At 70.7% G+C, this 22,102-nt stretch carries 17 protein-coding genes; 11 read left to right on the forward strand and 6 right to left on the reverse strand.

From position 1 onward, the window contains the following. Positions 1-20 precede the first annotated feature (20 nt). From L3Q67_RS31800 to L3Q67_RS31825, 6 genes are all read left to right on the forward strand, one after another. Positions 21-236, forward strand: a complete 216-nt coding sequence (locus L3Q67_RS31800) for an MbtH family protein (protein WP_499185121.1) — start codon at positions 21-23, stop codon at positions 234-236. 32 nt (positions 237-268) lie between these two features. Next, the gene (locus L3Q67_RS31805) at positions 269-6,574 is read left to right on the forward strand and encodes a non-ribosomal peptide synthetase (RefSeq protein WP_499185122.1); all 6,306 of its coding nucleotides are present in this window, start codon (positions 269-271) and stop codon (positions 6,572-6,574) included. Further along, complete coding sequence (locus tag L3Q67_RS31810) at positions 6,571-8,061, forward strand: MFS transporter (protein WP_499185123.1); 1,491 nt, start codon at positions 6,571-6,573, stop codon at positions 8,059-8,061. The genes L3Q67_RS31805 and L3Q67_RS31810 overlap by 4 nt, the downstream gene beginning before the upstream one ends. Beyond that, on the forward strand, positions 8,058-8,885 hold the full coding sequence (locus tag L3Q67_RS31815) for an SDR family NAD(P)-dependent oxidoreductase (protein WP_499185124.1): 828 nt from the start codon (positions 8,058-8,060) through the stop codon (positions 8,883-8,885). Before L3Q67_RS31810 ends, L3Q67_RS31815 begins: the two co-directional genes overlap by 4 nt. A 130-nt stretch (positions 8,886-9,015) precedes the next feature. Next, positions 9,016-9,987, forward strand: coding sequence for a 3-oxoacyl-ACP synthase III family protein (locus L3Q67_RS31820; protein WP_499185125.1), 972 nt, complete (start codon positions 9,016-9,018; stop codon positions 9,985-9,987). 19 nt (positions 9,988-10,006) lie between these two features. Beyond that, positions 10,007-10,429, forward strand: a complete 423-nt coding sequence (locus tag L3Q67_RS31825) for a gamma-glutamylcyclotransferase family protein (RefSeq protein WP_499185126.1) — start codon at positions 10,007-10,009, stop codon at positions 10,427-10,429. A gap of 207 nt (positions 10,430-10,636) precedes the next feature. On the opposite strand, the gene L3Q67_RS31830 is transcribed toward L3Q67_RS31825, so the two are convergent. Genes L3Q67_RS31830 through L3Q67_RS31840 form a run of 3 tightly spaced genes read right to left on the reverse strand, consistent with a single transcriptional unit; the run spans position 10,637 to position 13,833 of the window. Beyond that, positions 10,637-11,488: a fumarylacetoacetate hydrolase family protein gene (locus tag L3Q67_RS31830; RefSeq protein ID WP_499185127.1), complete on the reverse strand. Its 852-nt coding sequence runs from the start codon at positions 11,486-11,488 to the stop codon at positions 10,637-10,639. After that, the gene (locus L3Q67_RS31835; protein ID WP_499185128.1) at positions 11,485-12,372 is read right to left on the reverse strand and encodes a class III extradiol ring-cleavage dioxygenase family protein; all 888 of its coding nucleotides are present in this window, start codon (positions 12,370-12,372) and stop codon (positions 11,485-11,487) included. Before L3Q67_RS31835 ends, L3Q67_RS31830 begins: the two co-directional genes overlap by 4 nt. Beyond that, positions 12,373-13,833 carry an aldehyde dehydrogenase gene (locus L3Q67_RS31840; protein ID WP_499185129.1) on the reverse strand — a complete coding sequence of 487 codons (1,461 nt, stop codon included), beginning with the start codon at positions 13,831-13,833 and terminating at the stop codon, positions 12,373-12,375. A 242-nt stretch (positions 13,834-14,075) separates the two neighbouring features. Here L3Q67_RS31840 and L3Q67_RS31845 point away from each other — a divergent pair, with 242 nt between their 5' ends. From L3Q67_RS31845 to L3Q67_RS31865, 5 genes are read left to right on the forward strand one after another with little or no spacing between them, the layout of a single operon-like run. Then, positions 14,076-15,368: a glutamine synthetase family protein gene (locus L3Q67_RS31845; protein WP_499185130.1), complete on the forward strand. Its 1,293-nt coding sequence runs from the start codon at positions 14,076-14,078 to the stop codon at positions 15,366-15,368. A 34-nt stretch (positions 15,369-15,402) separates the two neighbouring features. Next, entirely contained in the window at positions 15,403-16,653 is a 1,251-nt protein-coding gene (locus tag L3Q67_RS31850; RefSeq protein WP_499185131.1) for a cytochrome P450, read from the forward strand. 23 nt (positions 16,654-16,676) lie between these two features. Further along, the gene (locus L3Q67_RS31855) at positions 16,677-18,047 is read left to right on the forward strand and encodes a pyridoxal phosphate-dependent decarboxylase family protein (protein WP_499191688.1); all 1,371 of its coding nucleotides are present in this window, start codon (positions 16,677-16,679) and stop codon (positions 18,045-18,047) included. 1 nt (position 18,048) lies between these two features. Further along, positions 18,049-19,257 (forward strand): cytochrome P450 family protein, encoded by a 1,209-nt coding sequence (locus L3Q67_RS31860; RefSeq protein ID WP_499185132.1) that lies wholly within the window; start codon positions 18,049-18,051, stop codon positions 19,255-19,257. A gap of 43 nt (positions 19,258-19,300) precedes the next feature. Further along, a complete protein-coding gene (locus L3Q67_RS31865) occupies positions 19,301-19,648 on the forward strand; it encodes a hypothetical protein (protein ID WP_499185133.1) in 348 nt (115 codons plus the stop codon). Positions 19,649-19,767: 119 nt separating this feature from the next. Here the strand turns inward: L3Q67_RS31865 and L3Q67_RS31870 are convergent, their stop codons facing one another. From L3Q67_RS31870 to L3Q67_RS31880, 3 genes are read right to left on the reverse strand one after another with little or no spacing between them, the layout of a single operon-like run. After that, positions 19,768-20,013: an acyl carrier protein gene (locus L3Q67_RS31870; RefSeq protein ID WP_499185134.1), complete on the reverse strand. Its 246-nt coding sequence runs from the start codon at positions 20,011-20,013 to the stop codon at positions 19,768-19,770. Between the two features lie 16 nt (positions 20,014-20,029). Then, the gene (locus tag L3Q67_RS31875) at positions 20,030-20,890 is read right to left on the reverse strand and encodes a 3-hydroxyacyl-CoA dehydrogenase family protein (RefSeq protein WP_499185135.1); all 861 of its coding nucleotides are present in this window, start codon (positions 20,888-20,890) and stop codon (positions 20,030-20,032) included. After that, entirely contained in the window at positions 20,890-22,092 is a 1,203-nt protein-coding gene (locus L3Q67_RS31880) for a class-II aminoacyl-tRNA synthetase family protein (protein WP_499185136.1), read from the reverse strand. Before L3Q67_RS31880 ends, L3Q67_RS31875 begins: the two co-directional genes overlap by 1 nt. Positions 22,093-22,102: the final 10 nt, after the last annotated feature.

Raw genomic sequence — 22,102 nt, forward strand, 5'->3', positions numbered from 1 at the left:
CCGAAGCGAAGGAGAAGGACATGGCTTTCGAGGACGACGACCGCACGACCGTCTACACCGTGGTGGTCAACGACGAGGAGCAGTACTCGATCTGGCCGCGCGAGCGCGACCTGCCCGCCGGCTGGCGCGACGCGGGGTACCACGGGCTCAAGACCGAATGCCTCACCCACATCGAAGGCGTCTGGACCGACATGCGCCCGCTGAGCGTGCGCCGCCAGATGGACGGCGTGGCCTGAGCCCGGAATCCCCCAGTGAGGAGTCCCCTGCGATGAACCTGTCCTTCGGTCAGGAACGCCTGTGGTTCACGCATCAGCTCGACGCCACCGGGCACGCGCAGAACGTGCCGGTGGCCGTCCGGGTCCGCGGCGAACTCGACGTCGCGGCGCTGACCAGGGCGTGGGCGCGTGTGGTGGCCAGGCATGAGGTGCTGCGCACGGTCGTCCGCGCCGACCACGGCGAGCCGCGCCCGGAGCTGCTGGACGCCGCCGACGTCGCCGCGGTCCGGACGGGCGACCCGTCGCGGGCGGCAGAGGAGCTGCGCGCGGAGGCGGCCTACCGCTTCGACCTGGCCGCCGAGCCGCTGGTGCGGGTCACCGTGTGGCGGCTGGGGGAGCGCGACCACCTGATCGGCGTCGTGCTGCACCATCTCGTGTGCGACGCCTGGTCGCTGTCCCTGCTGTTCGACGACTGGGCACGCGCCTATCGCGGCGAGGAACTTCCGCCGCCACCGGCCGCCGGGTATGCGGATTTCGCGGCCACGCAACGGGAAAACGACGCGTTCACGGAACAGCTGGAGCACTGGACGTCGACGCTGGCCGACGCGCCGGCGGACACCGGCCTGCGGCCCGATCGGCAGCGCACCGGGGCCCCCTCGTTCCGCGGCGCGCAGCTGCGGTTCACCTTGCCCGGTGAGGCGGCCGGGCGGGTGAAGGACCTCGCGCGTGCCCAGCGGTGCACCCCGTTCATGGTGCTGCTGGCCGCTTTCCAGGCGGCGCTGGGCGCACGGACCGGGGCCGAAGACGTGGTGACCGGTACGCCGATGGCCGCCCGCACCGATCCCGACTTCGAGCGGGTCGCGGGGTACTTCCTGAACACGCTCCCCATCCGGGTTTCCCTGGCCGGTGATCCGGACTTCCGCACCTTGCTCGGCCGCGTCCGCGAAGCCTGCTTCGGCGCGTACCGGCACCAGGACGTGCCGTTCGAGAAACTGGTCGACCGGCTCCGGCCGGATCGCGCGTTCGGCGCGAACCCGTTCTTCCGCACCATGCTCGTGGTCCGGGACGAAGGCGCGGAACTGGCGTTGCCCGGTGCCGAGACCGAGGTCTCGTTCGTGCCGAACGGCACCGCCAAGCTCGACCTGACCCTCTACCTGTCCGAACAGGACGGTGAACTGACCGGGGAACTCGAGTACGACACCGATCTCTACGACGAGGACACCGTGCGCGCCTTCGCCGCGCACTTCGGCAGGCTGCTCGACGCGGTGACGGCGAACCCGGACGGCAAGCTGTCCGCGGTGCCGGTGCTCGACCCCGCCGAAACCCGCCGGGTGCTCGACTGGGGCACCGGCGAGCGGACGGATCCGGGCGACGCCTCGCTCACCGAGCGCTTCGCCGAGGTCGTGCACCGCCGGCCCGACGCCATCGCCGTGGTCTCCGGCGAAGAACGGCTCTCCTACGCCGAACTGGACCGGCGCGCGGACCGCGTGGCGAAAGTGCTGGCCGCCCGCGCGAAGGGCTCGGTGGTGGCCGTGGCGCTGCCGCGGTCGGCGGAGCTGATGGTCGCGCTCTGGGGCGTGCTGAAGGCGGGTTTGGCCTACCTGCCCGTGGATCCCGAGCTCCCGGCCGAGCGGATCGCGGCCATGCTCGCCGACGCCGGTGCGACGACCGGACTGACCCTCACCGGGCTCCGGGACGACCTGCCCGGCGAAGGGTGGCTCGCGGTCGACGACCTGCCCGAGGACGCGGCCGCCGTGGGCGAACGCCGCGACCGGGCGCTGTACGTCATGTTCACCTCCGGCTCCACGGGACGGCCGAAGGGCGTGGTCGTCGAGGAACCCGGGGTGGTCAACCGCCTCGACTGGATGCAGCGCGCGTTCGAGCTGACCGTGGACGACGTCGTGCTGCAGAAGACGCCGATCGGCTTCGACGTGTCGGTGTGGGAGCTGTTCTGGCCGCTGATCACCGGCGCCCGGCTGGTGCTGGCCGAACCCGGCGGGCACCGCGATCCCCGCTACCTGGCCGGGCTCATCCAGGACGAAGGCGTGTCCGTGCTGCACTTCGTGCCGTCGATGCTGGGCGTGTTCGCCGAGGAGCCGTCGGCGGCGGGCTGCACGAGCGTGCGCGACATCGTGTGCAGTGGTGAGGTCCTGCCGGGTTCATTGCGGGATCGGATGGCCGAGGTGCTGCCGGGGGCGCGGCTGCACAACCTGTACGGACCGACCGAAGCCTCCGTGGACGTGACCTGGTGGCCGTGCGGTCGCGAGCGCGACCCCGACGTCCCGATCGGCTTCGCCGCGCCCAACACCCTGCTCTACGTCACCGACGCCTGGGGCCGCCTGCTCCCGCCAGGGGTCGACGGCGAACTGTGGATCGGCGGCGTGCAGGTCGCCCGCGGTTACGCCGGGCGACCGGACCTGACCGCCGAACGGTTCGCACCGGATCCTTTCGGGCCTGCCGGAGCGCGGATGTACCGCACCGGCGACCGCTGCCGCTGGCGCGCCGACGGAAGCCTCGCCTACACCGGCCGCGGTGACCGGCAGGTGAAGATCCGCGGCCTGCGCGTCGAGCCCGGGGAGATCGAGGCGGTGCTGCGGGCGCACCCGTCGGTGCGGCAGGCCGTGGTGCTCGCCCGCGACGACGGCCGGGGTTCCCTGCGCTTGGACGCCTACGTGATGCCCTCGACCACGGTCGACTCGGCCGAACTGCGGGCGTTCGCGCGATCGAGGCTGCCGGAACAACTGGTGCCCGCGTCCTGGACTTCGGTGGAAACCGTGCCGGTCACGGCGAACGGGAAGCTCGACGTCTCGATGCTGCCGGATCCCGAGCCGCCGGAGACGGCCGTCGCGTCAGGTGTGATGACCCCGCTCCAGGAGACCCTGTGCGGCATCTTCGCCGGTGTGCTCGGGGTGCCCGAAGTGGGCATCCACGACGATTTTTTCGCGCTGGGCGGGCATTCCCTGCTGGCGACCAGGCTGGTCAGCCGGATCCGGCCGGTGCTCGGCGCGGACGTGCCGATCCGGGTGTTGTTCGAGGCGCCGACCGTCGCCGCGCTCGCCCCGCGCATCGCCGAGTACCGCACCGACGACACCGGACTGACCGCCGTGCCACGGCCGGAGCGCGTGCCGCTGTCCTCGGCGCAGCGCCGGTTGTGGTTCCTGCACCACGCGTCCGGGCCCAGCGCGGCCTACCACATGCCGCTCGCTTTCCGGCTCCGTGGCGAACTGGACGTCGACGCTCTCGAGCAGGCGCTGGCCGACCTCGCCGCGCGGCACGAAAGCCTGCGCACGATCTTCCCGGAAACGGATGGAGAACCGGAACAGCTCGTGCTCGCCGACGCCCGGCCCCGGCTGCACACGGCCGAAGTCGATCCCGCCGACCTCACCACGGCACTGGAAACGGCCGCGCGCGAGAGTTTCGACCTGGCGGCCGAGCCGCCGTTGCGCGCCTACCTGTTCACCACCGCGCCCGGTGAGCACGCGTTGCTGCTGTCGCTGCACCACATCGCCGGGGACGGCTGGTCGCTGGCACCGCTGTGCCGTGGCCTGGCCACCGCTTACCGCGCGCGGCTGGGCGGCCAGGCACCGGACTGGGAACCGCTCCCGGTGCAGTACGCCGACTACACGCTCTGGCTCGACCGCGACACCGCGGCCGACGCTGAGGTCGCGTACTGGCGCGAAAGGCTGGCGGGCGCCCCCGACCAGCTGACCCTGCCGATGGCACGACCACGGCCGGAACGGGCGAGCCAGCGCGGCCGCACCGTCGAGTTCACTTTGGACGCCGACTTGCATGGCGCCCTGGCCGAGGTGGCGCGACGGCACCGCTGCACCCTGTTCATGGTGCTGCACGCCGGGCTCGCCGCCCTGCTGACCCGGCTCGGCGCCGGGACCGACCTGCCGCTGGGCAGCCCGATCGCCGGCCGGACCGACGAGGTGCTCGACGAACTGGTCGGCTTTTTCGTCAACACGCTGGTGCTGCGCACCGACACCGCGGGCGACCCCACTTTCGCCGAACTGCTGGACCGCGTCCGCGAAACCGATCTGGCCGCCTACGAACACCAGCGGGTGCCGTTCGAGCGGCTGGTCGAAGAACTGAACCCGGTGCGCTCGACCGGGCACCACCCGCTGTTCCAGATCATGTTCGTGCTGCAGAACGCGGGCAGTGCGGCCCTGTCATTGTCCGGTGTGGACAGTGAGCCGATCACCGTGGCCACCGGCACCTCACGGTTCGACCTGGTGTTGAGCCTGACCGAGCGGCCGGGCACCGGCGGGCTCGACGGCGACATCGAGTTCAGCACGGACCTGTTCGACGCCGCCGACATCGACCTGCTGATCCGGCGCTGGCGGCGGCTGCTGCGCGCGCTGGCCGCCGACCCGGGGCAGCGGATCGGCACGCCCGACGTGCTGACCGAGGACGAGCGGCACCGGCTGCTCGTCGAGTTCAACGACGTGGGCCGCGAGGTGACCACGGCGAGCGTGGCCGAGCTGTTCGAGGAACAGGCCACCGCGCTGCCCGAAGCCACCGCGCTGGTCCAGGACGACGCGTCGATGACCTTCGCCCAGCTGGAGCGGACGGCGAACCGGTTCGCCCACCATCTGATCGAGCAGGGCGTCGGCACCGAAGACGTGGTCGCGCTGCTCCTGCCGCGCTCCTTCGAACTGGTCGCCGGGATCCTCGGTGTGCTCAAGGCGGGCGCGGCCTACCTGCCCATCGATCCGGAGTACCCGGCCGACCGCGTCCGCTACATGATCGACGACAGCACGCCCCGGCTGGTGCTGACCGCGCCCGGACTGGAACACCTGGTGCCCGGGGGATCCCCGCGACTGGTGGTCACCGGGCCGGGCACGCTCCACGCACTGTCCGCGAGGGACACCGCGCCGTCCGACGCGGACCGCGTGCGCCCGGCGCTGCCGGGCAATCCCGCCTACGTCATCTACACCTCGGGGTCCACCGGACGGCCCAAGGGCGTGGTGATGCCGACCTCGGGCATCGTCAACGTGCTGGACTGGCACCGCGCCACCCTGCGCGGCGGCCCCGGCTGGCGGACCGCGCAGTTCACCGCGATCAGCTTCGACTTCTCGGTCCAGGAAACCCTGGTCACCCTGCTGATGGGCAAGGCGCTGGTGATCCCGGGCGAGCAGGTCCGCCGGGACCCCGACGAACTGGTGCGCTGGATCGACCGGCACCGGGTGAACGAGCTTTTCGCGCCCCGGCTGGCGATCGAGGCGATGATCGAGGCCGCGACCGCGCAGGGCAGCGAGCTGGACTCGCTGACCGACGTGCTCCAGGGCGGCGAGGCGTTCATGGTCACCGACGCGATCCGGGAGTTCTTCCTCGCGCACCCCGATCGGCGGGCGTACAACTTCTACGGCCCCACCGAAACCCACGCCGCCACCGCGCACCTGCTCGACCCCGCGCCCGGCAGCTGGCCGCACCGCGTGCCGATCGGGCGGGGACTGGGCAACATGCGCATGTACGTGCTCGACGCGGGGTTGCGGCTGACCGCGCCCGGGGTGCCCGGTGAGCTGTTCATCGCCGGCCCGCAGGTCGCGCGCGGCTACTTCGGCAGGCCGTCGCTGACCGGGGACCGGTTCGTGCCCGACCCGTTCGGCCCACCCGGCTCCCGGATGTACCGCAGCGGTGACCTGGTGCGCTGGACCCCCGAAGGTTTCCTCGAATACCTGGATCGGATCGACGACCAGGTCAAGATCCGCGGGTTCCGGGTGGAACTGGGCGAGATCCAGGCCGCGCTGACCGCGCATCCCGAGGTGGGCGAAGCGGCGGTCACCGTGCACACCGACGAGGGCGGGAGCAGGCTGGCCGGGTTCGTGGTACCCAGGAACGGCGCCGTCGACCTGCCCGCGGTCCGCGCCTTCCTCGGCGACCGGCTGCCGGAGTACATGGTGCCCGCGGTGCTCACCGAGGTGCCGGGCCTGCCGCGCACCCCGAGCGGCAAGCTCGACCGCCGCGCGCTGCCGGTGCCCGATCGCGCCCGTCCCGGCGGGGACAGCGGGTACGTCGAGCCGCGTGACCGGCTGGAGCGGATCGTCAGCGAGGTGTGGGGCGAACTGCTCGGCATCGAACGCGTGGGCGTGCGCGACAACTTCTTCGACCTCGGCGGGCATTCGGTGGTGCTGCTGAAGCTGCAGAGCAGGCTCAGCGCGGCCACCGGGGTCCGGCTCGGGGTGGTGGAACTGTTCCGGCACACCACGGTCACCGCGCAGGCGCGCGCCATCGCGGCGGCCGGCCGAGGCACCGAGGACACCGCGCCCGCCGAATCGGAGCGGACGACCGACGAGCTGGGCGCCCGCGCCGCGGCGGGCCGCGCCCGGCTGGCGCGGCGGCGGAGCCGGGCATGAGCGCGCCCGAGCCCCGGCGCTGGTGGGTGCTGTTCGCCCTGTGCCTGACGCTGTTCATGACCGTGCTGGACAACACGGTGGTCAACGTCGCGATCCCGTCGATCATCGAGCAACTCGGCGCGACCACCGCGGACATCCAGTGGGTGGTGAACGCCTACACCGTCGCGGTCGGTTCGCTGGCCGTGGCCGCGGGCGGGATCGCCGACCGCATCGGCTACCGGGCTGTGTGGCTGATCGGGCTGGCGTTGTTCGCCGGGTTCTCCGTGCTCGCGGTGACCGCTACCGCGCCGGCGCAGCTGATCGTGGCCAGGGCGGGCATGGGGGTCGGCGGCGCTTGCGTCATCCCGGCCACGCTCGCCGTGCTCACCCGGGTGTTCTCCGAGGAGGACCGGCCGCGCGCGATCGGCATCTGGACCGCGGTGGCCGCGGGCGGGCAGGCGCTCGGACCGCTGGTCGGCGGGGTGCTGCTGGACCGGTTCCCGTGGCAGGCGGTGTTCGCGCTGAACATCCCGATCGCCGTGCTGTGCCTGGTCTTCGCCCGGTCCTGGGTGCCGGAGTTCCGCGGGCCGGGCGGGCGGCGGCCGGACGTGGCAGGCGCGCTGCTCTCGGCCGCGGCCATGATCGGCATCGGCTGGGCGATCATCGCCGCGCCGGGCCGGGGCTGGACGTCCCCCGAGGTGCTGGTGGCGCTGGTGCTCGGGGTGTTCCTGCTGCTGGCCTTCGTCCGCCACGAGATGCGCACGCGCGATCCGATGCTGGACATGGCGTTGTTCCGGGTGCCCGCGTTCCGGCTGTCGGTGGTCACCAGCCTGCTCGCGGCCTTCGGCCTGGCCGGGTCGATCTTCCTGCTCACCCAGCACCTGCAGCTCAACTTCGGCTACTCGCCGCTGGACGCGGGGATTCGCACGCTGCCGATGGCCGCCGGGCTGCTGATCTGCGGCAGCCTGGTCAGCGCCCGCGTCGGTGCCCGGCTCGGGGCCGCGCGCGGGATCACCACCGGGATGGCGCTCGCCGCCGCCGGACTGGCCACCATCGCGCTGGTGCCCTCGTCGGCGGGTTATCCGGTACTGGCACCCGGGCTGCTCGCCGCGGGCTGCGGGCTCGGCATCGCCGGGCCGCTGGTGGCGAACGCGCTGCTCGGCTCGGTGCCGCCTGAACAGACCGGGGCGGCCTCGGGCGTGCAGGGCATGTTGCACGAAACCGGCGCTTCCCTCGGGGTGGCGGTGCTCGGCGCGGTGAGTGCCGCGCTGTTCACCTGGCGCCTGCCCGGCGATCTCGAAGCGGGGTCGCTGGCCGAGGCGCTCGGCCGCGCGGAGTCCGGCGGCCAGGCCGAGCACGCGCGCTCGGCCTTCGCCGGGGCGATCTCGGCGGCTCAGCTCACCGGGGCCGGGCTGGTCCTGCTCTGCGGGGTGGTGGCGTGGTTCCTGCCCCGGACCGAACCGGCCGTGGCGGCCGGGCGACCGACGAACACCGGAGGACAGCAGTGAGCACACCACTGGCCGACAGGACCGCGATCGTTTCGGGGTCCAGCCGGGGCATCGGGCGCGGCGTCGCCGAACGGCTGGCGGCCGAAGGCGCCGCGGTCGTGGTCAACGGCATGGACAAGCGCGCGGTGGACGACACCGTGGCGGCGATCACCGAGGCGGGCGGTGCCGCGGTGGCGTGCGTCGGTGATGTCACCGCGGACGGGTTCCCCGAGCACTTCGTGCAGACCGCGGTCCGCGAGTTCGGCTCACTGGACATCGTGGTGAACAACGCCGGTTTCCCGTGGGACAACGTGATCCAGAAAACCACCGACGAGCAGTGGGACACCGTGCTCGACACGCATCTGAAAGCGCCGTTCCGCATTCTGCGCGCCGCCCAGCCGGTGCTGCGGGAGCAGGTCCGCGAGGACGAGGAAAAAGGCCGCCGGGTGCACCGGAAAGTGGTGAACGTTTCCTCGATCGCCGGGGTTTTCGGCAATGTCGGGCAGGCCGGGTACGCCTCGGCGAAAGCGGGCATCTTCGGGCTGACCAAAACCCTGGCCAAGGAATGGGGCCGCTACCGGGTCAACGTGAACTCGGTGGCGTTCGGGCTGATCGACACCCGGCTGATCCGCGCGGTCGGTGAGAACGGCACGATCACCGTGGGGGAGCGGGAGATCCCCATCGGGATCAACGAGGAGGTGCTCGAGCGGATCCGGTCGACCGTGCCGCTGGGCCGGTTCGGCACGGTGGCCGAGGCGGCCGGCTCGATCTACCTGTTCTGCGGGCCCGATTCCGATTACGTCACCGGGGAGGTGCTGACCTGCGGTGGCGGGGTCACCATTTGACACACCGGATTCGTGTCATCGGGTGCGCATTCCTTGAACGGCGTGCCGTGGGACTGGTAATTTCGGGATGAATCGGCCATTTTCCTCGGAGTTTCGCTCGCCCCCGATATCGGTCAGAAGGAGCTTTGCCATGTCCACAGGAATTCTCGGCGCCGCCGGTTATCTGCCGCCCCGGGTGGTCGGCAACGACCAGGTGGGTGCCTGGGTCGGGCAGGAGCCGGACTGGATCCTCGAACGCACCGGCGTGGTCGAGCGGCACTACGCCGCCGACGACGTGTCCACTTCGGACATGGCGTGCATCGCGGTGGAGAAGCTGTACGAGGGCTGCCAGGAGAAGCGCGCCAGCGTGGGCGCGGTCATCCTGGGCACCAGCACACCGGACCACAACTTCCCGTCCACCGCGGCGATCGTGCAGGGCCGGATGGGGCTGGGCCGGGCGTTCGCGTTCGACCTGAGCGCCGCGTGCTCCGGGTACGTGTTCTCGTTCGTGATGGCGCATTCGCTGCTCACTGCCGACCCGAACCTGGACGAGGTGCTGGTCATCGGGTCGGACACCATCTCGAAGGTGCTCTACAAGCCCGACCGCAAGACCGTCACCGTGTTCGGCGACGGCGCGGCCGCCACCCGCGTCGGCCGGGTCCCCGACGGTTACGGCCTGCTCGCGCACTCACTGATCACCGACGGGTGCAACGCCGATTTCGTCGGTCAGCCCGCCGGTGGCAGCCGCCGCCCGCTCGACGCGGAGACGGTGGACTCGCGTGAGCGGTACATGGTGATGAACGGGCGCCCGGTGCGCGAGTACTTCGAGGACGTCGTGCCGAAGCTGGTGCACGAGGTGGCCGAGCAGGCCGGGGTCTCGCTGGACCAGATCGACCACTTCGTCTTCCACCAGGCCAACCCGCAGATGCTGGCCGACTGCATCGAGACGATGGGGCTGGACCCGGCGAAGTGCCCGGTCCCCGGGGTCTACAGCGGGAACACCGGTTCGGCGTCGATCCCGCTGGTGCTGAGCCAGCTGGAGGCCAAGCGGGGTGACCTGGTGATGATGGCGGCGATCGGTTCCGGCATGACCGCGGGCGCGGCCGTGCTGCGCTGGTACTGAGTGGAGGGTGGTTGTCGCGGTGGAACGGCTTCCGGTTTTTGTCTACGGGACCCTGCGCAGCGGGCAGCGCAACCACGGGCTGATCGCCGAGCGGGTGGCCGAGCGGTTCCCGGCCAGGGTCAGCGGGCTGGGCCTGTTCGGGGATCGGATCCCGTTCGCGCTGGAACGTCCGGGGCAGCAGGTGATCGGTGAGCTGATGGTGCTCACCGAGGCCCACTACGAGGCGGCGATGGCCGACTTGGACCGGCTGGAGCGGTACCACCCGGACCGCCCCGGCGACTGCCTGTACACCCGGGTGACCCGGCCGGTCGCCTACCTGGCCGCGAACGGCGAGTGGGCGGAGGTGCCCGCCTGGCTGTACCTGACCGGGAAGGCGGCGGCGGGGCGGTACGACGAGAACGTGCCGATTCTGGGTGGGGATTGGGTGGCTGTTCAGGTGTGATTGCGTGGTCCATCCCGGTTCTTCAGTGTGACGACGGCGAAGGCCCCGATGTCAAGGCGGGAAGAATGCCTTGACATCGGGGCCTTCGCCGTGTTTTGGGCTGTGAACCGGGGATGGGGAAGGGCTGGGTGGGTAGGTGGTCCGGTTTGGGCGCCCGGCTTCCGGTTTGGTGCTCGGCTCGCTCTGGCGAGTGTCGGGCCCGCGGGGTCAGGCGGGGTGTGGGGGGCGGATGCCGCGGAATTCCCAGTCGCCGCCTTGGGCGGTGGAGAGGACTTGTTCGGATTCGGTGGGTTGGGCGCCGATCGGGCCGGTGACCGGGACCGGGCCGGTGACCACGGTGTTCCGCAGGACGCCCAGGCCGTCCGCCGAGACTTCGACGGTGTCACCTGGCTGGATCGGGCGGGAGTTCGCCGGGGTGCCGGTCAGCAGGACGTCCCCGGGGTGCAGGGTGATCAGCCGCGCGATGTCCGCCACCAGGTAGTGCATGTCCCACGTCATCTCGTCCGTGGTGCCTTCCTGGACCACCTCGCCGTTCACCCGCGTCCGCAGCCACCGGCCGCGTGGATCCCAGCCTTCGACCAAGCCCGGGCCCAGTGGGCACAGCGTGTCCGCGCCTTTGACCCGCAGCATCGAGCCTTCGTCGGTGTCGCGGAAATCGTGCAGACCCAGGTCGTTGGCGAGGGTGTACCCCCGGATGTACGCCGGTGCCTCGTCCACGCTGATGTTGCGTGCGGTCCGGCCGATGACCACGGCGATCTCACCCTCGTAGTTCAACCACTTGCACCCCTCGGGCCGGACCACGTGGCCGTTGTGCCCGGTCAGGGTGGACACCGGCTTGTGGAAGTAGGTGGGCGCCGAACGCGGTTTCGCGCGAAACTCCTCGAAACGGCTCCGGTGGTTCAGGTGCACGGCGATGATCTTGCTCGGGGTGACCGGAGGGAGGTGTATCGCGTCGTCCACAGCCACCGTGCGCCCGTCCGGGGCGCGTAGCTCATCACCGAAGCGGCGGACCTCGACGGGAGTGCCGTCCAGCAGGATTCTGCGGTATTCGGTGGTCATCGGGTTGCTCCTGTCCATCCGCCGGCCGGCCGGTCGAACCACAGGTGGACCTGACCGGTGCCGATCGCGTTCTCGTATTCGCTGTAGCGCCGCGCGGGGGCGGTGCAGTCCTGTTCGCCGAGCGCACCGGCCAGCATCAGGTAGTGCGCGAACCCGGCTTCCGGCTTGAACCGGAGGAAGTCCGGCATGGTGGCCAGCACCTTCGCGTGGTCACCCGACTCGAGCCAGTCGATGCGCTCGGCGTCGGCGACCACCGCCTCCGGGCTGTGGATGTGCTCGGCGTCCGCGGCTTCGTGGTCACGCAGTTCGCGCAGTGGGTGGAACCGGTGGCTGAGCGCACCCGAGGCGATCAGCAGCACCCGCCGGTCGGTGGCCGCGATCGCGCCGGCGAGCGCCCGGCCCAGCCGGAGGTGGTCTTCGGCGTCACCGGTCTGACACACGCCGATGCTCAGCCAGCGCTTGCCGGGAGCTCCGAGATAAGACCACAGGTTCAGGGTGGCATAGGAAACCGGCAGGCAGGGGTCGTCGATCGGGGTGATCCAGGTGCCGTGGGCATCGGCGCGGGCGGCCAGCGCGTGTGCCAGCTCCGGGTCGCCGGGGAAGTCGTACGGGATCCGGCTCATGCCGCGCGGCAGTTCGTCCGAAGTGAACAGTCCGACGCGGCAGGCGTGCGAAGCGACCACGAACTCCACCGTGGTCGCCCAGTGGGAGTCGAAGACGACGACCGTGTCGTACTCGGCGGTCTCGAACACCTCCGTCCGCAGCCTGCGCAACCCGGTGACCAAAGTGGACTCTTCGCCGTGGTTGAGTTCCCGGCGCACCTGTTCGGGCAGCATGATCGTCGGCACGTGGGACAGCAGCCCGCCGCCGGCTATCTCACCCATCTACACCCATCCCTTCGGACTGGTCACGGTGTTCTTGACGTCGCAGAAGAAGTCGAAGCTCCAGGTGCCGCCCTCCCGGCCGATCCCGGAGCGGCGGGCACCGCCGAACGGTGCGCGCAGGTCGCGCACGAAGAAGCAGTTCACCCAGACCGTGCCCGCGGTCAGCGCGGCGGACACCCGTTCCGCCCTGGCCGGGTCGCCGGTGACGACGGTGGCCGCCAGCCCGAAGCGCGTGTTCCCGGCGAGCGCGACGCCCTCCTCCTCGGAATCGAACTCCTCCAGCGTCAGCACCGGCCCGAACACCTCCTCGCGCAGGATTTCCGCACCCGCGGTCGCGTCGGCGAGCAGCGTGGGCCGGTAGTAGTTGCCGCCGAGATCGGTGTTCGGCCCACCGCCTTCGAGCACCCGGGCACCTTCGGCCACCGCCCGCCGGACGAAACCGTCGACGCGCTCGACGTGGTCGGGGTGGATGTTCGGGCCGAGGTCGGTCTCGGGCAGGCGGGGATCACCCTGGCGCAGGCCGCGGATGGCGGCCCGCAGGCGCGAGGTGAACTCCGCCGCGATGGGGGAGTGGAGAAGGATCCGGGTGGCGGCCAGGCAGACCTGGCCCGCGTTGTCGAACTGCTCGGCCGCCAGCTCGACCGCGAGGTCGAGGTCGGCGTCGTCGAAGACCAGCAGCGGTGACTTGCCGCCCAGTTCCATGGACACCGGCGTGAGGTGGTCCGCGGCGGCCATCGCGATGCGCCGGGCGGTCGGCTCCGAGCCGGTGAAGCTGATCCGCCGGACGTCCGGGTGCGCGCACAGCGGCGCGCCCGCCTCGGGGCCGAGCCCCTGCACCACGTTGAACACCCCGTCGGGCAGTCCGGCGCCGGCGGTGATGTCGGCCAGCAGGGACGCGGTCATCGGCGACCACTCGGCAGGCTTGAGCACCACGGTGTTGCCCGCGGCCAGCGCCGGGGCGATCTTCCACGACGCCAGCATCAGCGGCGCGTTCCACGGGGTGATCAGCGCGCAGACCCCGGCGGGGTCCCACGACACGCGGTTGCGGTGCCCCCGGGTGTCGAAGTCGGGGTGGGCCAGCTCGCCGGTGAGCCAGTCGGCGAAGAAGCGGAAGTTGTGCGCCACCCGCGGCATCACGCCGAGCAGGTGCGAGCGCAGCAGGGCCCCGTTGTCCTCGGTCTCGACCGCGGCGAGTTCCGGCGTGCGGCGCTCCACCTCGTCGGCGATCCGGTGCAGCACCTCGGCCCGCCGCGCCGGATCGGTCCGGCGCCACTGCTCGAACGCGGTGGCCGCGGCCCGCACGGCACCGTCCACTTCGGCCGGCCCACCACGCGCGAACTCCCCGAGCGGGCGCCCGTCGATCGGCGACCAGGAGGTGAAGCGCTCGGTGGATTCGACCCGTTTCCCGCCGATCCAATGCCCGGTGTCGACCGGGGTTCCGGAAACCGTCGTAACCGGCATGTAGCTCCCTCGCACGAATTGTGGGTGGATGGCGTCGACGTTATCCGCGCGCTGCCGCTACGGCAATCAACTGCGCCGGGAGTGCTGGCCATCCGAGACAGCCGGTCGCCAATGGAGACAGTTTTCCCATGGCTAGGCCTCTTCTGGCTCGCTACGCTGAAACGAGATCGCGGACGACGCGCCGGCCACCGTGGTCATTCCTGCCTCTGTCTCACCATTTCCCGGAAAGGCGATGGTTCATCGTGGAGAACGCCGGAACGGTGCGGATCCAGTATCCCGACCTGATCGGCACCGAACGCGGCCGCGATCTGCCGTCGGAGGTATTCGATTCCCTTTCCGGCGGACTGCACTTCTGCCGCGCGGTCTACTACACCACCACCCAGGGCGGCACGCTCGACGGTGAGCACTCGCTGTCCGACGGCCTGCCGGACGTGGTGTTCCGGCCGGACCGCTCGACCTTGGCCCCAATGCCGTGGGAACCCGGTTACCAGTCCTGCCTCGGCGACATGCTCGACCCGGCGACCGGACTGGCGATCGGGGAATGCCCGCGCGGGGCGGTGAAAGCGGCGGTCCAGCGGCTCTCCGGACTCGGCAGCCGCGCGGTGATCGGGCCGGAACTGGAGTTCTTCGTGCTCTCCGGCCAGGATGGTGCCTGGACCCGCTACGGGGATTCCTCGGGCAATGTCTACCGCGTCGGGCACCGCGGTGATCCCGACGGGCTGGCCCCGGCGCTGCTGACCATGCTGCGCGCGGCCGAACTGGACGTCACCGCGGTCAACCACGAGTTCGCCGCCGGGCAGTTCGAGGTCAACCTCGGCCACTCGACCGCGCTGGACGCCGCCGACCGCGCCTTCCGGTTCAAGCACGCGGTGCGCGAGTTCGTCGCCCGGCGCGGGCTGACCGCGACCTTCGTCGGCAAGCCGTTCAACGAGGAGGGCGGGTCGGGCTTCCACCTGCACCTGTCCCTGCTCGACGAGCACGGCCGCAACCAGTTCGCCGCCGCCGGCGCGCCCGCGGGACTGTCGGCCACCGCGCGGCACGCCGTCGGCGGCATCCTCCGCCACGCCCCGGCGCTGTGCGCGCTGCTGGCGCCCACGGTGAACGCCTACCGCAGGCTCGGCCCGGACACGCTGGCCCCCGCGCTGGCCGACTGGGGCATGGACAACCGCTCCACGATGGTGCGCGTGCCTCCGGAGCGCGGTGCCGCCACCCGGCTGGAGGTGCGCCTCGGTGACGCCGCGGCGAGCCCGTACCTGGCCGTGGCCGGGGTGCTGGCCGCGGTGGCGCTGGGCATCGAGGGCCGCGTGGAACCACCCGACCCGACCAGCGGCTACGGCTACGACGGCACCCGCGCGCCCGCGCTGCCGGAAACGCTCGACGCCGCGCTGGACGCGCTGGTCGCCGACGACGAGTTCGCCGACGCGGTCGGCAAGGACCTGGTGGCCGCCTTCGACCGGGTCAAGCGCGACGAGACGGCCCGCTTCCGGCGCTGGGTGACCGACTGGGAGCTGCGTGAGTACCTGCCGCACCTGTGACGCACTCCCGAGACCGAGCTGACGAGGATTCCCGATGCGCCTGGACGAGGTGGACCTGTCCGATGTGGACCGATTCCTGGAGCCCGAGGCCCCGTGGCGGATGTTCGACGTCCTGCGCGAGCAGAGCCCGGTGCACTGGCAACCCGAAGCGGCGCCGAACAGCGGGTTCTGGGCGGTCACCCGCTACCACGACCTGGTCGCGGTCAACCGCGACGCGGCGACCTTCACCTCCGAGCAGTTCACCAACCTGGAGGAGGTCACCGATCCGGCGCTGCGGGATCGGCGGCGTTCGCTGATGGAGACCGACGGCGAGCGGCACCGCGCCATGCGCCTGCTGCTCAGCCGTGAGTTCAGCCCGAAGCTGGTCTCGCAGTACGCGGTGTTCCTGCGCGGGCTGACCGCGTCCACCTTGGACAAGGCACTGGCCGCGGACTCGTTCGACCTGGTCGCGGAGATCGCCGCCGAACTGCCGATCATGGTGCTGGCCCGGCTGATGCTGGACGTGCCCGCCGAGGACACCGGCAAGCTCATCGCCTGGGGCAACCGGATCATCGGCAACAACGACCCCGACTGCGCCGACGTGCTGCTGGAGAGCGAGGACAGCGAGCGCTACAAGCACGTCCCGTTCCGCAGCCCGGCCGCGCTGGAGATCTTCGAGTACGGCCGGGAACTGGCCGGGAAACGCCGTGGCGGCACCGGCACCGACCTGGTCAGCAGGCTGGTGAACACCGTGCCCCGCGACGGGCTCCCGCTCACCCCGACCGATTTCGACAACTACTTCCTGCTGCTGGTGGTCGCGGGCAACGAGACCACCCGGCACGCCATCTCGGCCGCGGTGCACGCGCTCGCGGAGAACCCGGCGCAGTGGTGGCGGCTCAAGGAGGATCCGTCGCTGGTGGACACCGCGGTGGAGGAGTTCCTGCGCTGGTCGTCGCCGGTCTACCACTTCCGCCGGACCGCTACCCGGGACACCGAGATCAGCGGGCAGCGCGTGCGCGAGGGCGACAAGGTGGTGCTGTGGTTCGCCTCCGGCAACCGCGACGAGGCCGCCTTCGAGAAGCCGTACGAGTTCGACGTGGGCCGCAAGCCCAACGAGCACCTGACCTTCGGGCTCGGCGGCCCCCACTTCTGCCTCGGTGCCGCACTGGCCCGCCTCGAACTGCGGATCCTGTTCGAGGAGTTGCTGGCCAGGGTGGAGCAGATCCAGCTCGCGGGCCCGGTGACCCGGCTGCGGTCCAACTTCGTCAACGGGATCAAGACGCTGCCGGTGACCGTCACCAGGTGAAGCTCGTCGAAAGGCTGGACACGGTGGATCTTCCCTATTGGATCGGGCGTGCGGTCGAAGGGCACGGGCAGTGGACGTCGACCTTCGCGCCGTACGCGCGGCACCCCTCGCTGGAGATCAGCGACGACCGCTTCAGCACGGTCTTCGAGAACTACGAGAAGCTGCTGCACGGCAACTACCCGTTCTTCCACCCGCGCTACATCGGGCAGATGCTCAAACCACCGCACGAGGCCGCGGTGGTCGCCTACCTCAGCGCGATGCTGATCAACCCCAACAACCACTCCTCCGACGGCGGCCCGGTCACCGACCGGATGGAGCGCGAGGTGATCGACCAGCTCGCCACCATGTTCGGCTTCGACGGCCACCTCGGGCACCTCACCTCGAGCGGCACGATGGCGAACCTGGAGGCGCTCTACGTCGCCCGCTGCCTGCACCCGGACCGGGGCGTGGCCTACAGCTCGGCCAGCCACTACACGCACGAGCGGATGACCCGGCTGCTCGGCATGGACTCCTACGCGGTGCCCGCCGACCGGTACGGCCGGATGGACCTCGACGCGCTGGAGGACCTGCTGCGCACCGGGAAGGTGGGCACGGTCGTGTTCACCCTCGGCACCACCGGTGTCGGTGCCATCGACCCGCTGGCCGAAGCGATGGACCTGCGTGAGCGGTACGACGTGCGGTTCCACGTCGACGCCGCGTACGGCGGGTTCTACTCGGTGCTCGCGGGCACGCACGGGCTGGACCCGGCGCCGTGGGCGGCGATCCGCGACTGCGACTCGGTGGTGGTGGACCCGCACAAGCAGGGCCTGCAACCCTACGGCTGCGGTTCGGTGATCTTCGCCGACCCCGCGGTGGCGAAGTTCTACGTGCACGACTCGCCGTACACCTACTTCACCCCGGCGGACCTGCACCTGGGCGAGATCAGCCTGGAGTGTTCGCGGGCCGGCGCCGCGGCCGCCGCGCTGTGGTTCACCTTCCAGCTGCTGCCGCCGACCGCGGACGGGCTCGGTGAGGTGCTCGCGGCCAACCGGCGGGCCGCGCTGCGCCTGGCCGGGTTGATGGCGGACTCGGACCGGCTGCAACTGCACCAGGAACCCGATCTGGACATCGTCACCTATTTCCCCCGGATGACGGGGGCATCGCTGTCCGGGATCGACCGCGAGTGCGCGGCGATGCTGGAGGCCGGCATGCACGACGGCGCCGACCCGGTGTTCCTGAGCCTGATGCGGATCGACCGCGACACCTTCGCCGAACTGCACCCGGCGGTGCGGCCGGACGCGAAGGCCACCCGGATCCTGCGCAGCGTGCTGATGAAACCCGAGTCCGAGACCTATGTGGACGAACTGCACCAGCGCCTGGAGCGGCTGGGTGCGAGTCAGTGGAAAGAGGGCTGAGATGACCGAGACCACAGCGGCCGCCACGCACCCGGGGCCGCCACCGCCGCTGACCGACGGCGGCGCGGCACAACTGGAGTGGCTGCGGCGGATGCGGGCCGAGGAACCGGTGCACCGCGACGAGCACGGGGTGTTCCACATCGTCCGGTACGACGACGTGCGGCGGGTCGCCAGTGATCCCGGGGTGTTCTCCTCCGGGCTCAACCGCGACGTGCTCGGCGCGGAGGACATCACCCGCGGCAACCCGGCGTGGACCGACCCGCCCGACCACCGCAGGCTGCGGGCGCTGGTCGGCCAGGCGTTCACCCGGACCAACGTGCGCGAATACGAGCGGCGCACCTACGAACTGGGCAACGCGCTGCTCGACGAACTCGACGGCCAGGACCGGTTCGACCTGGTGGAGAAGTTCGTCTGGCCGCTGCCCGCGATGCTGATCGCCGAACTGCTGGGGGTACCGGTGTCGGATCGCCAGCTGTTCCTGAGCTACGCGGACAAGCTCGCGTCGCTGCAGGTCGGCGATCCGACCGACGACGAAGAGGGTTACGGCGGCATGATGAGCCGGGTCACCGGCGAGATCCGCGGCTACCTGACCGAGCAGTACCGGAGCAGGCTGGCCGCCCCCGGCGACGACCTGATCAGCAAACTCGCCGCGGCCGAGGACGACGGCAGCAGGCTGGACGAGGACGAGGTCGTCAACATCTGCCTGGCGCTGCTGTTCGTCGGGCACTTCAGCACCAACGGGCTGATCGGCAACATGCTGCTCTGCCTGGACGAGCACCCCGAGGTGGCGGCCCGCCTGCGCGCCGACCGGAGCCTGCTCCCGGCCGCGGTCGAGGAAGTGCTGCGGTACCGGCCGTCGGGAACCCGGTTCATGCGGGTGACCAGCCAGGACACCGAGGTGGCCGGCACCCCGATCCCGGCGCGGTCGCTGGTGATGCTGTGGTTCTCCTCGGCCAACCGCGACGAGCGGCGCTTCGAGCGGCCCGACGAGTTCGACATCGGCCGCACGCCCAACGGGCACATCAGTTTCGGGCACGGCATCCACTTCTGCGTGGGCGCCCCGCTGTCCCGAATGGAGGCGGCGGTCTCGGCGAACCTGCTGTTCGACCGCTTCGCCGACCTCCGCATCGAAAGCGGTGACCCGCTGCCCTTCTACGAGCAGGGCATGTGGGCGCCGCGGCGGATCCCGGTGGCGGTGCGCCGGGCGTGACCGGGGCGCGGAGGCGACCCTGAGACCCAAGGAGAGGAACGAAATGGCCGAGACCGAAGAGAAGAAGCGCGAAGAAGGCAACTTCATCAAGAACTACATCAACGACATCCTCGGCAGCACCAAGGACCTGGTCGAGCGGGACAAGAACACCATCTTCCTGTACCTGGCCAGCATCGTGCGCAGCACCGAAGGCGTCATCGACCGCGTGCTGCAGGAGGTGGAGTACGCCGAGAACGACATCTGGGGTTCGATCAAGGCGCCGGTCAGCAGCGGGGACAACACCGCGCACATCAACGAGCTGACCGAGCTGAAGGCCTCGCTCGACGACCTCAACGCGAAGATCGACAAGCTGTCCTCGGCCAAGCTCTACACCGACCGCGACGACAGCTGACGTTCGCCTTCCGCGATCAGGGCCCCGATCCCGCGCCTGGGATCGGGGCCCTTCGCGTGTGCCGTGACAGAGGAAGGCCCCGCTCCCAACGGAAGCGGGGCCCACGGAACGCGCGGGGCTCAGCCGACCGGAGCGCTGTTCTTCTCGATGAAGGCGGCGATGTCCCCGATGGACCGGAAGTTGTCCAGGGTGAGGTCGCCGCCGCGCACCGCGATGCCGAACTCCTTCTCCAGCCAGACCACGATCTGCACGGCGAACAGCGAGTTCAGGTGCCCGCCGGCGAACAGGTCCTCGTCGTCGGGCAGGGTCTTGCCGCCGAGGTGCGCGGTGATGTACTCACGCACCGTGGCCAGGTGGTTCTCCATGGGTGGCACCTTTCGCTCAGGCGTATTCGTAGAAACCGCGACCGCTCTTCACCCCGTGCAGCCCGGCGTCGACCAGCCGGGTCAGCAGCGGGCACGGCCGGTACTTGCTGTCCCGCAGGCTGTCGTGGATCACCTCCAGCGACAGCAGGACGGTGTCGAGGCCGATCAGGTCGGCGGTGGCCAGCGGCCCCATCCGGTGCCCGAAGCAGTCCTTGAACAACCGGTCGATGTCGGCGGCCGAATCGGCGACGCCCTCGTGCAGCAGGAAGATCGCCTCGTTCACGGTCAGCATCATCACCCGGTTGGTGACGAAGCCCGCCGCGTCGTTGACCACGATGCTGTCGCGACCCACCTTGCGGAACAGCGTCTGGGTCCGCTCCACCGTCTCGGCCGAGGTGTGCGTCCCGCGGATCACCTCGACCAGCGGCTTGAGCGGTGCGGGATTCATGATGTGCGTGCCGATCACCCGGTCCGCCCGCTCGGTGCGTCCCGCCAGCCGGGTGATCGAGATGGCCGAGGTGTTCACCCCGATCACGCAGTGCGGCGGGCAGATCGAGTCCAGCTGCGGGTACAGGGCCTCCTTGACCTCCCGCTTCTCGGTGACGTTCTCCACCACGAAGTCGCTGTTCTTCAGGTCGTGCGGATTGGCGGAGAACACGATGCGATCGGTCACCTCCGCCGGGTCCAGCCGCGGCAGGGAGGCGTCGACCAGCGGATAGCATGCGACGTTCCGCTCGATCAGCTCACGGGACCTGGTCAGCGCCGCCTCGGCGGTGTCGACCAGCACCACCTGGTGCCCGGCCGCGGCGAACAGGTGCGCCACCCCGGTGCCCATCGTGCCCGCACCGACCACCCCGATGTTCTCTTTGTCAGCCATCACAGCCTCACCCTCGGATTCGTCTCGATTCGCACGTCCGCCGGCCACCCGGCCGGGTCCAAGCCGTGGCGGCACAGGAACGCGTAGGTCAACCGCTCCAGGCCGATGCCCGCGCAGCCGGTGATCACCGGGCCGGGTCCGCCGTCGTGCGGCCGGATGCCGAACGACCTGCCGAAGAAGTCGTCGTGGAAGTTGAACGAGGCCGCGGCGAGGGTCCGGTCCGGTCCGATCGGCAGCCGCAGTTCGTACTTGAGTTCCAGCATCCGCTGCGACCACGCCCGCTGCGGGGACTCGACGCTGCCGAAGAACGGGTCGTTGCCGACCTCGCAGTGCCCGCCCAGCCCCAGTTCCGTGGCGAACGCGGTGGTCAGCTCCAGCATGCGGCGGCGCTGGTCGAGCACCCGCTCCCGCGTGCCGAGGAAGACGATCTCGCGGATGGTGAAGTCCCACAGGCGTTCCAGCGAGCGCCAGTACCGCGACTCGTGGCGGAAGGACTTGCCGCGCGCGGTGATCACCAGGCCGGGGGCGGGCAGCGGCTGGTCCTGCAGGTGCCGGTAGGTGTGGTAGCACATGGTCGGCGGCAGGCAGTGCGAGGTGTCGCCGCAGTAGTCCAGCAGGCCGGGCAGCTCGCCGTCACCGGCCTGGACGTCGGTGAGGAAGCCGCGGTAGTTGTCCGCGTCCGCGTGCAGCCGGGTGACCAGCATCAGGAAGTGCGGGAACGAGGTGAAGTACCCGCACCGGCGCATCGTCTCGGTCGCGATCAGCGTCGGGTACCGGTACTGCCGCGCGCCGAACTCGGCGGCGACCAGGTTCGTCAGCCGCCGGTCGAAGTACTCCATCAGCGCGGTGACGGCCGGGCCGAGCGCGAACTGCCCCGGTCCCATGTGGACGAGTTCCCCCGAGGCGAGCAGTTCCTCGGCGACGTCGTGCACCTCGCCGGCGTGGGGCGAGGTCCAGACGACCCGCGGCGGCCCGGCGCGCTGCGGGCGGACCTCCTCGTCGGCCATCCGGTTGACCTTGGCCGCCAGCTCGGCGGCATCGGCGGGGCCGTCGGTGCTGAGCACCACCTCGGTGAGGTCGCCGCCGTGCCCTGGCAGTTTGAAGTCCACAATGGACTCGGACAGGAAGTAGATGCGCTGCGCCAGTTCGCCGGCCAGTTCGGCGGGGAGCGGTTCGGTCAGCGCGATGTGGTGTTCGGCCATGGGTGCCTCC

The organism is Saccharothrix sp. AJ9571, from assembly GCF_021725495.1.
Taxonomy (GTDB): Bacteria; Actinomycetota; Actinomycetes; order Mycobacteriales; family Pseudonocardiaceae; genus Amycolatopsis; species Amycolatopsis magusensis.

Coding starts and splice junctions, on each gene's coding strand:
- L3Q67_RS31875 (WP_499185135.1), bottom strand. CDS start 20,890: ATGGCTGACAAAGAGAACATCGGGGTGGTCGGTGCGGGCACGATGGGC.
- L3Q67_RS31800 (WP_499185121.1), top strand. CDS start 21: ATGGCTTTCGAGGACGACGACCGCACGACCGTCTACACCGTGGTGGTC.
- L3Q67_RS31880 (WP_499185136.1), bottom strand. CDS start 22,092: ATGGCCGAACACCACATCGCGCTGACCGAACCGCTCCCCGCCGAACTG.
- L3Q67_RS31865 (WP_499185133.1), top strand. CDS start 19,301: ATGGCCGAGACCGAAGAGAAGAAGCGCGAAGAAGGCAACTTCATCAAG.
- L3Q67_RS31835 (WP_499185128.1), bottom strand. CDS start 12,372: ATGGGTGAGATAGCCGGCGGCGGGCTGCTGTCCCACGTGCCGACGATC.
- L3Q67_RS31810 (WP_499185123.1), top strand. CDS start 6,571: ATGAGCGCGCCCGAGCCCCGGCGCTGGTGGGTGCTGTTCGCCCTGTGC.
- L3Q67_RS31870 (WP_499185134.1), bottom strand. CDS start 20,013: ATGGAGAACCACCTGGCCACGGTGCGTGAGTACATCACCGCGCACCTC.
- L3Q67_RS31805 (WP_499185122.1), top strand. CDS start 269: ATGAACCTGTCCTTCGGTCAGGAACGCCTGTGGTTCACGCATCAGCTC.
- L3Q67_RS31830 (WP_499185127.1), bottom strand. CDS start 11,488: ATGACCACCGAATACCGCAGAATCCTGCTGGACGGCACTCCCGTCGAG.
- L3Q67_RS31840 (WP_499185129.1), bottom strand. CDS start 13,833: ATGCCGGTTACGACGGTTTCCGGAACCCCGGTCGACACCGGGCATTGG.
- L3Q67_RS31820 (WP_499185125.1), top strand. CDS start 9,016: ATGTCCACAGGAATTCTCGGCGCCGCCGGTTATCTGCCGCCCCGGGTG.
- L3Q67_RS31850 (WP_499185131.1), top strand. CDS start 15,403: ATGCGCCTGGACGAGGTGGACCTGTCCGATGTGGACCGATTCCTGGAG.
- L3Q67_RS31860 (WP_499185132.1), top strand. CDS start 18,049: ATGACCGAGACCACAGCGGCCGCCACGCACCCGGGGCCGCCACCGCCG.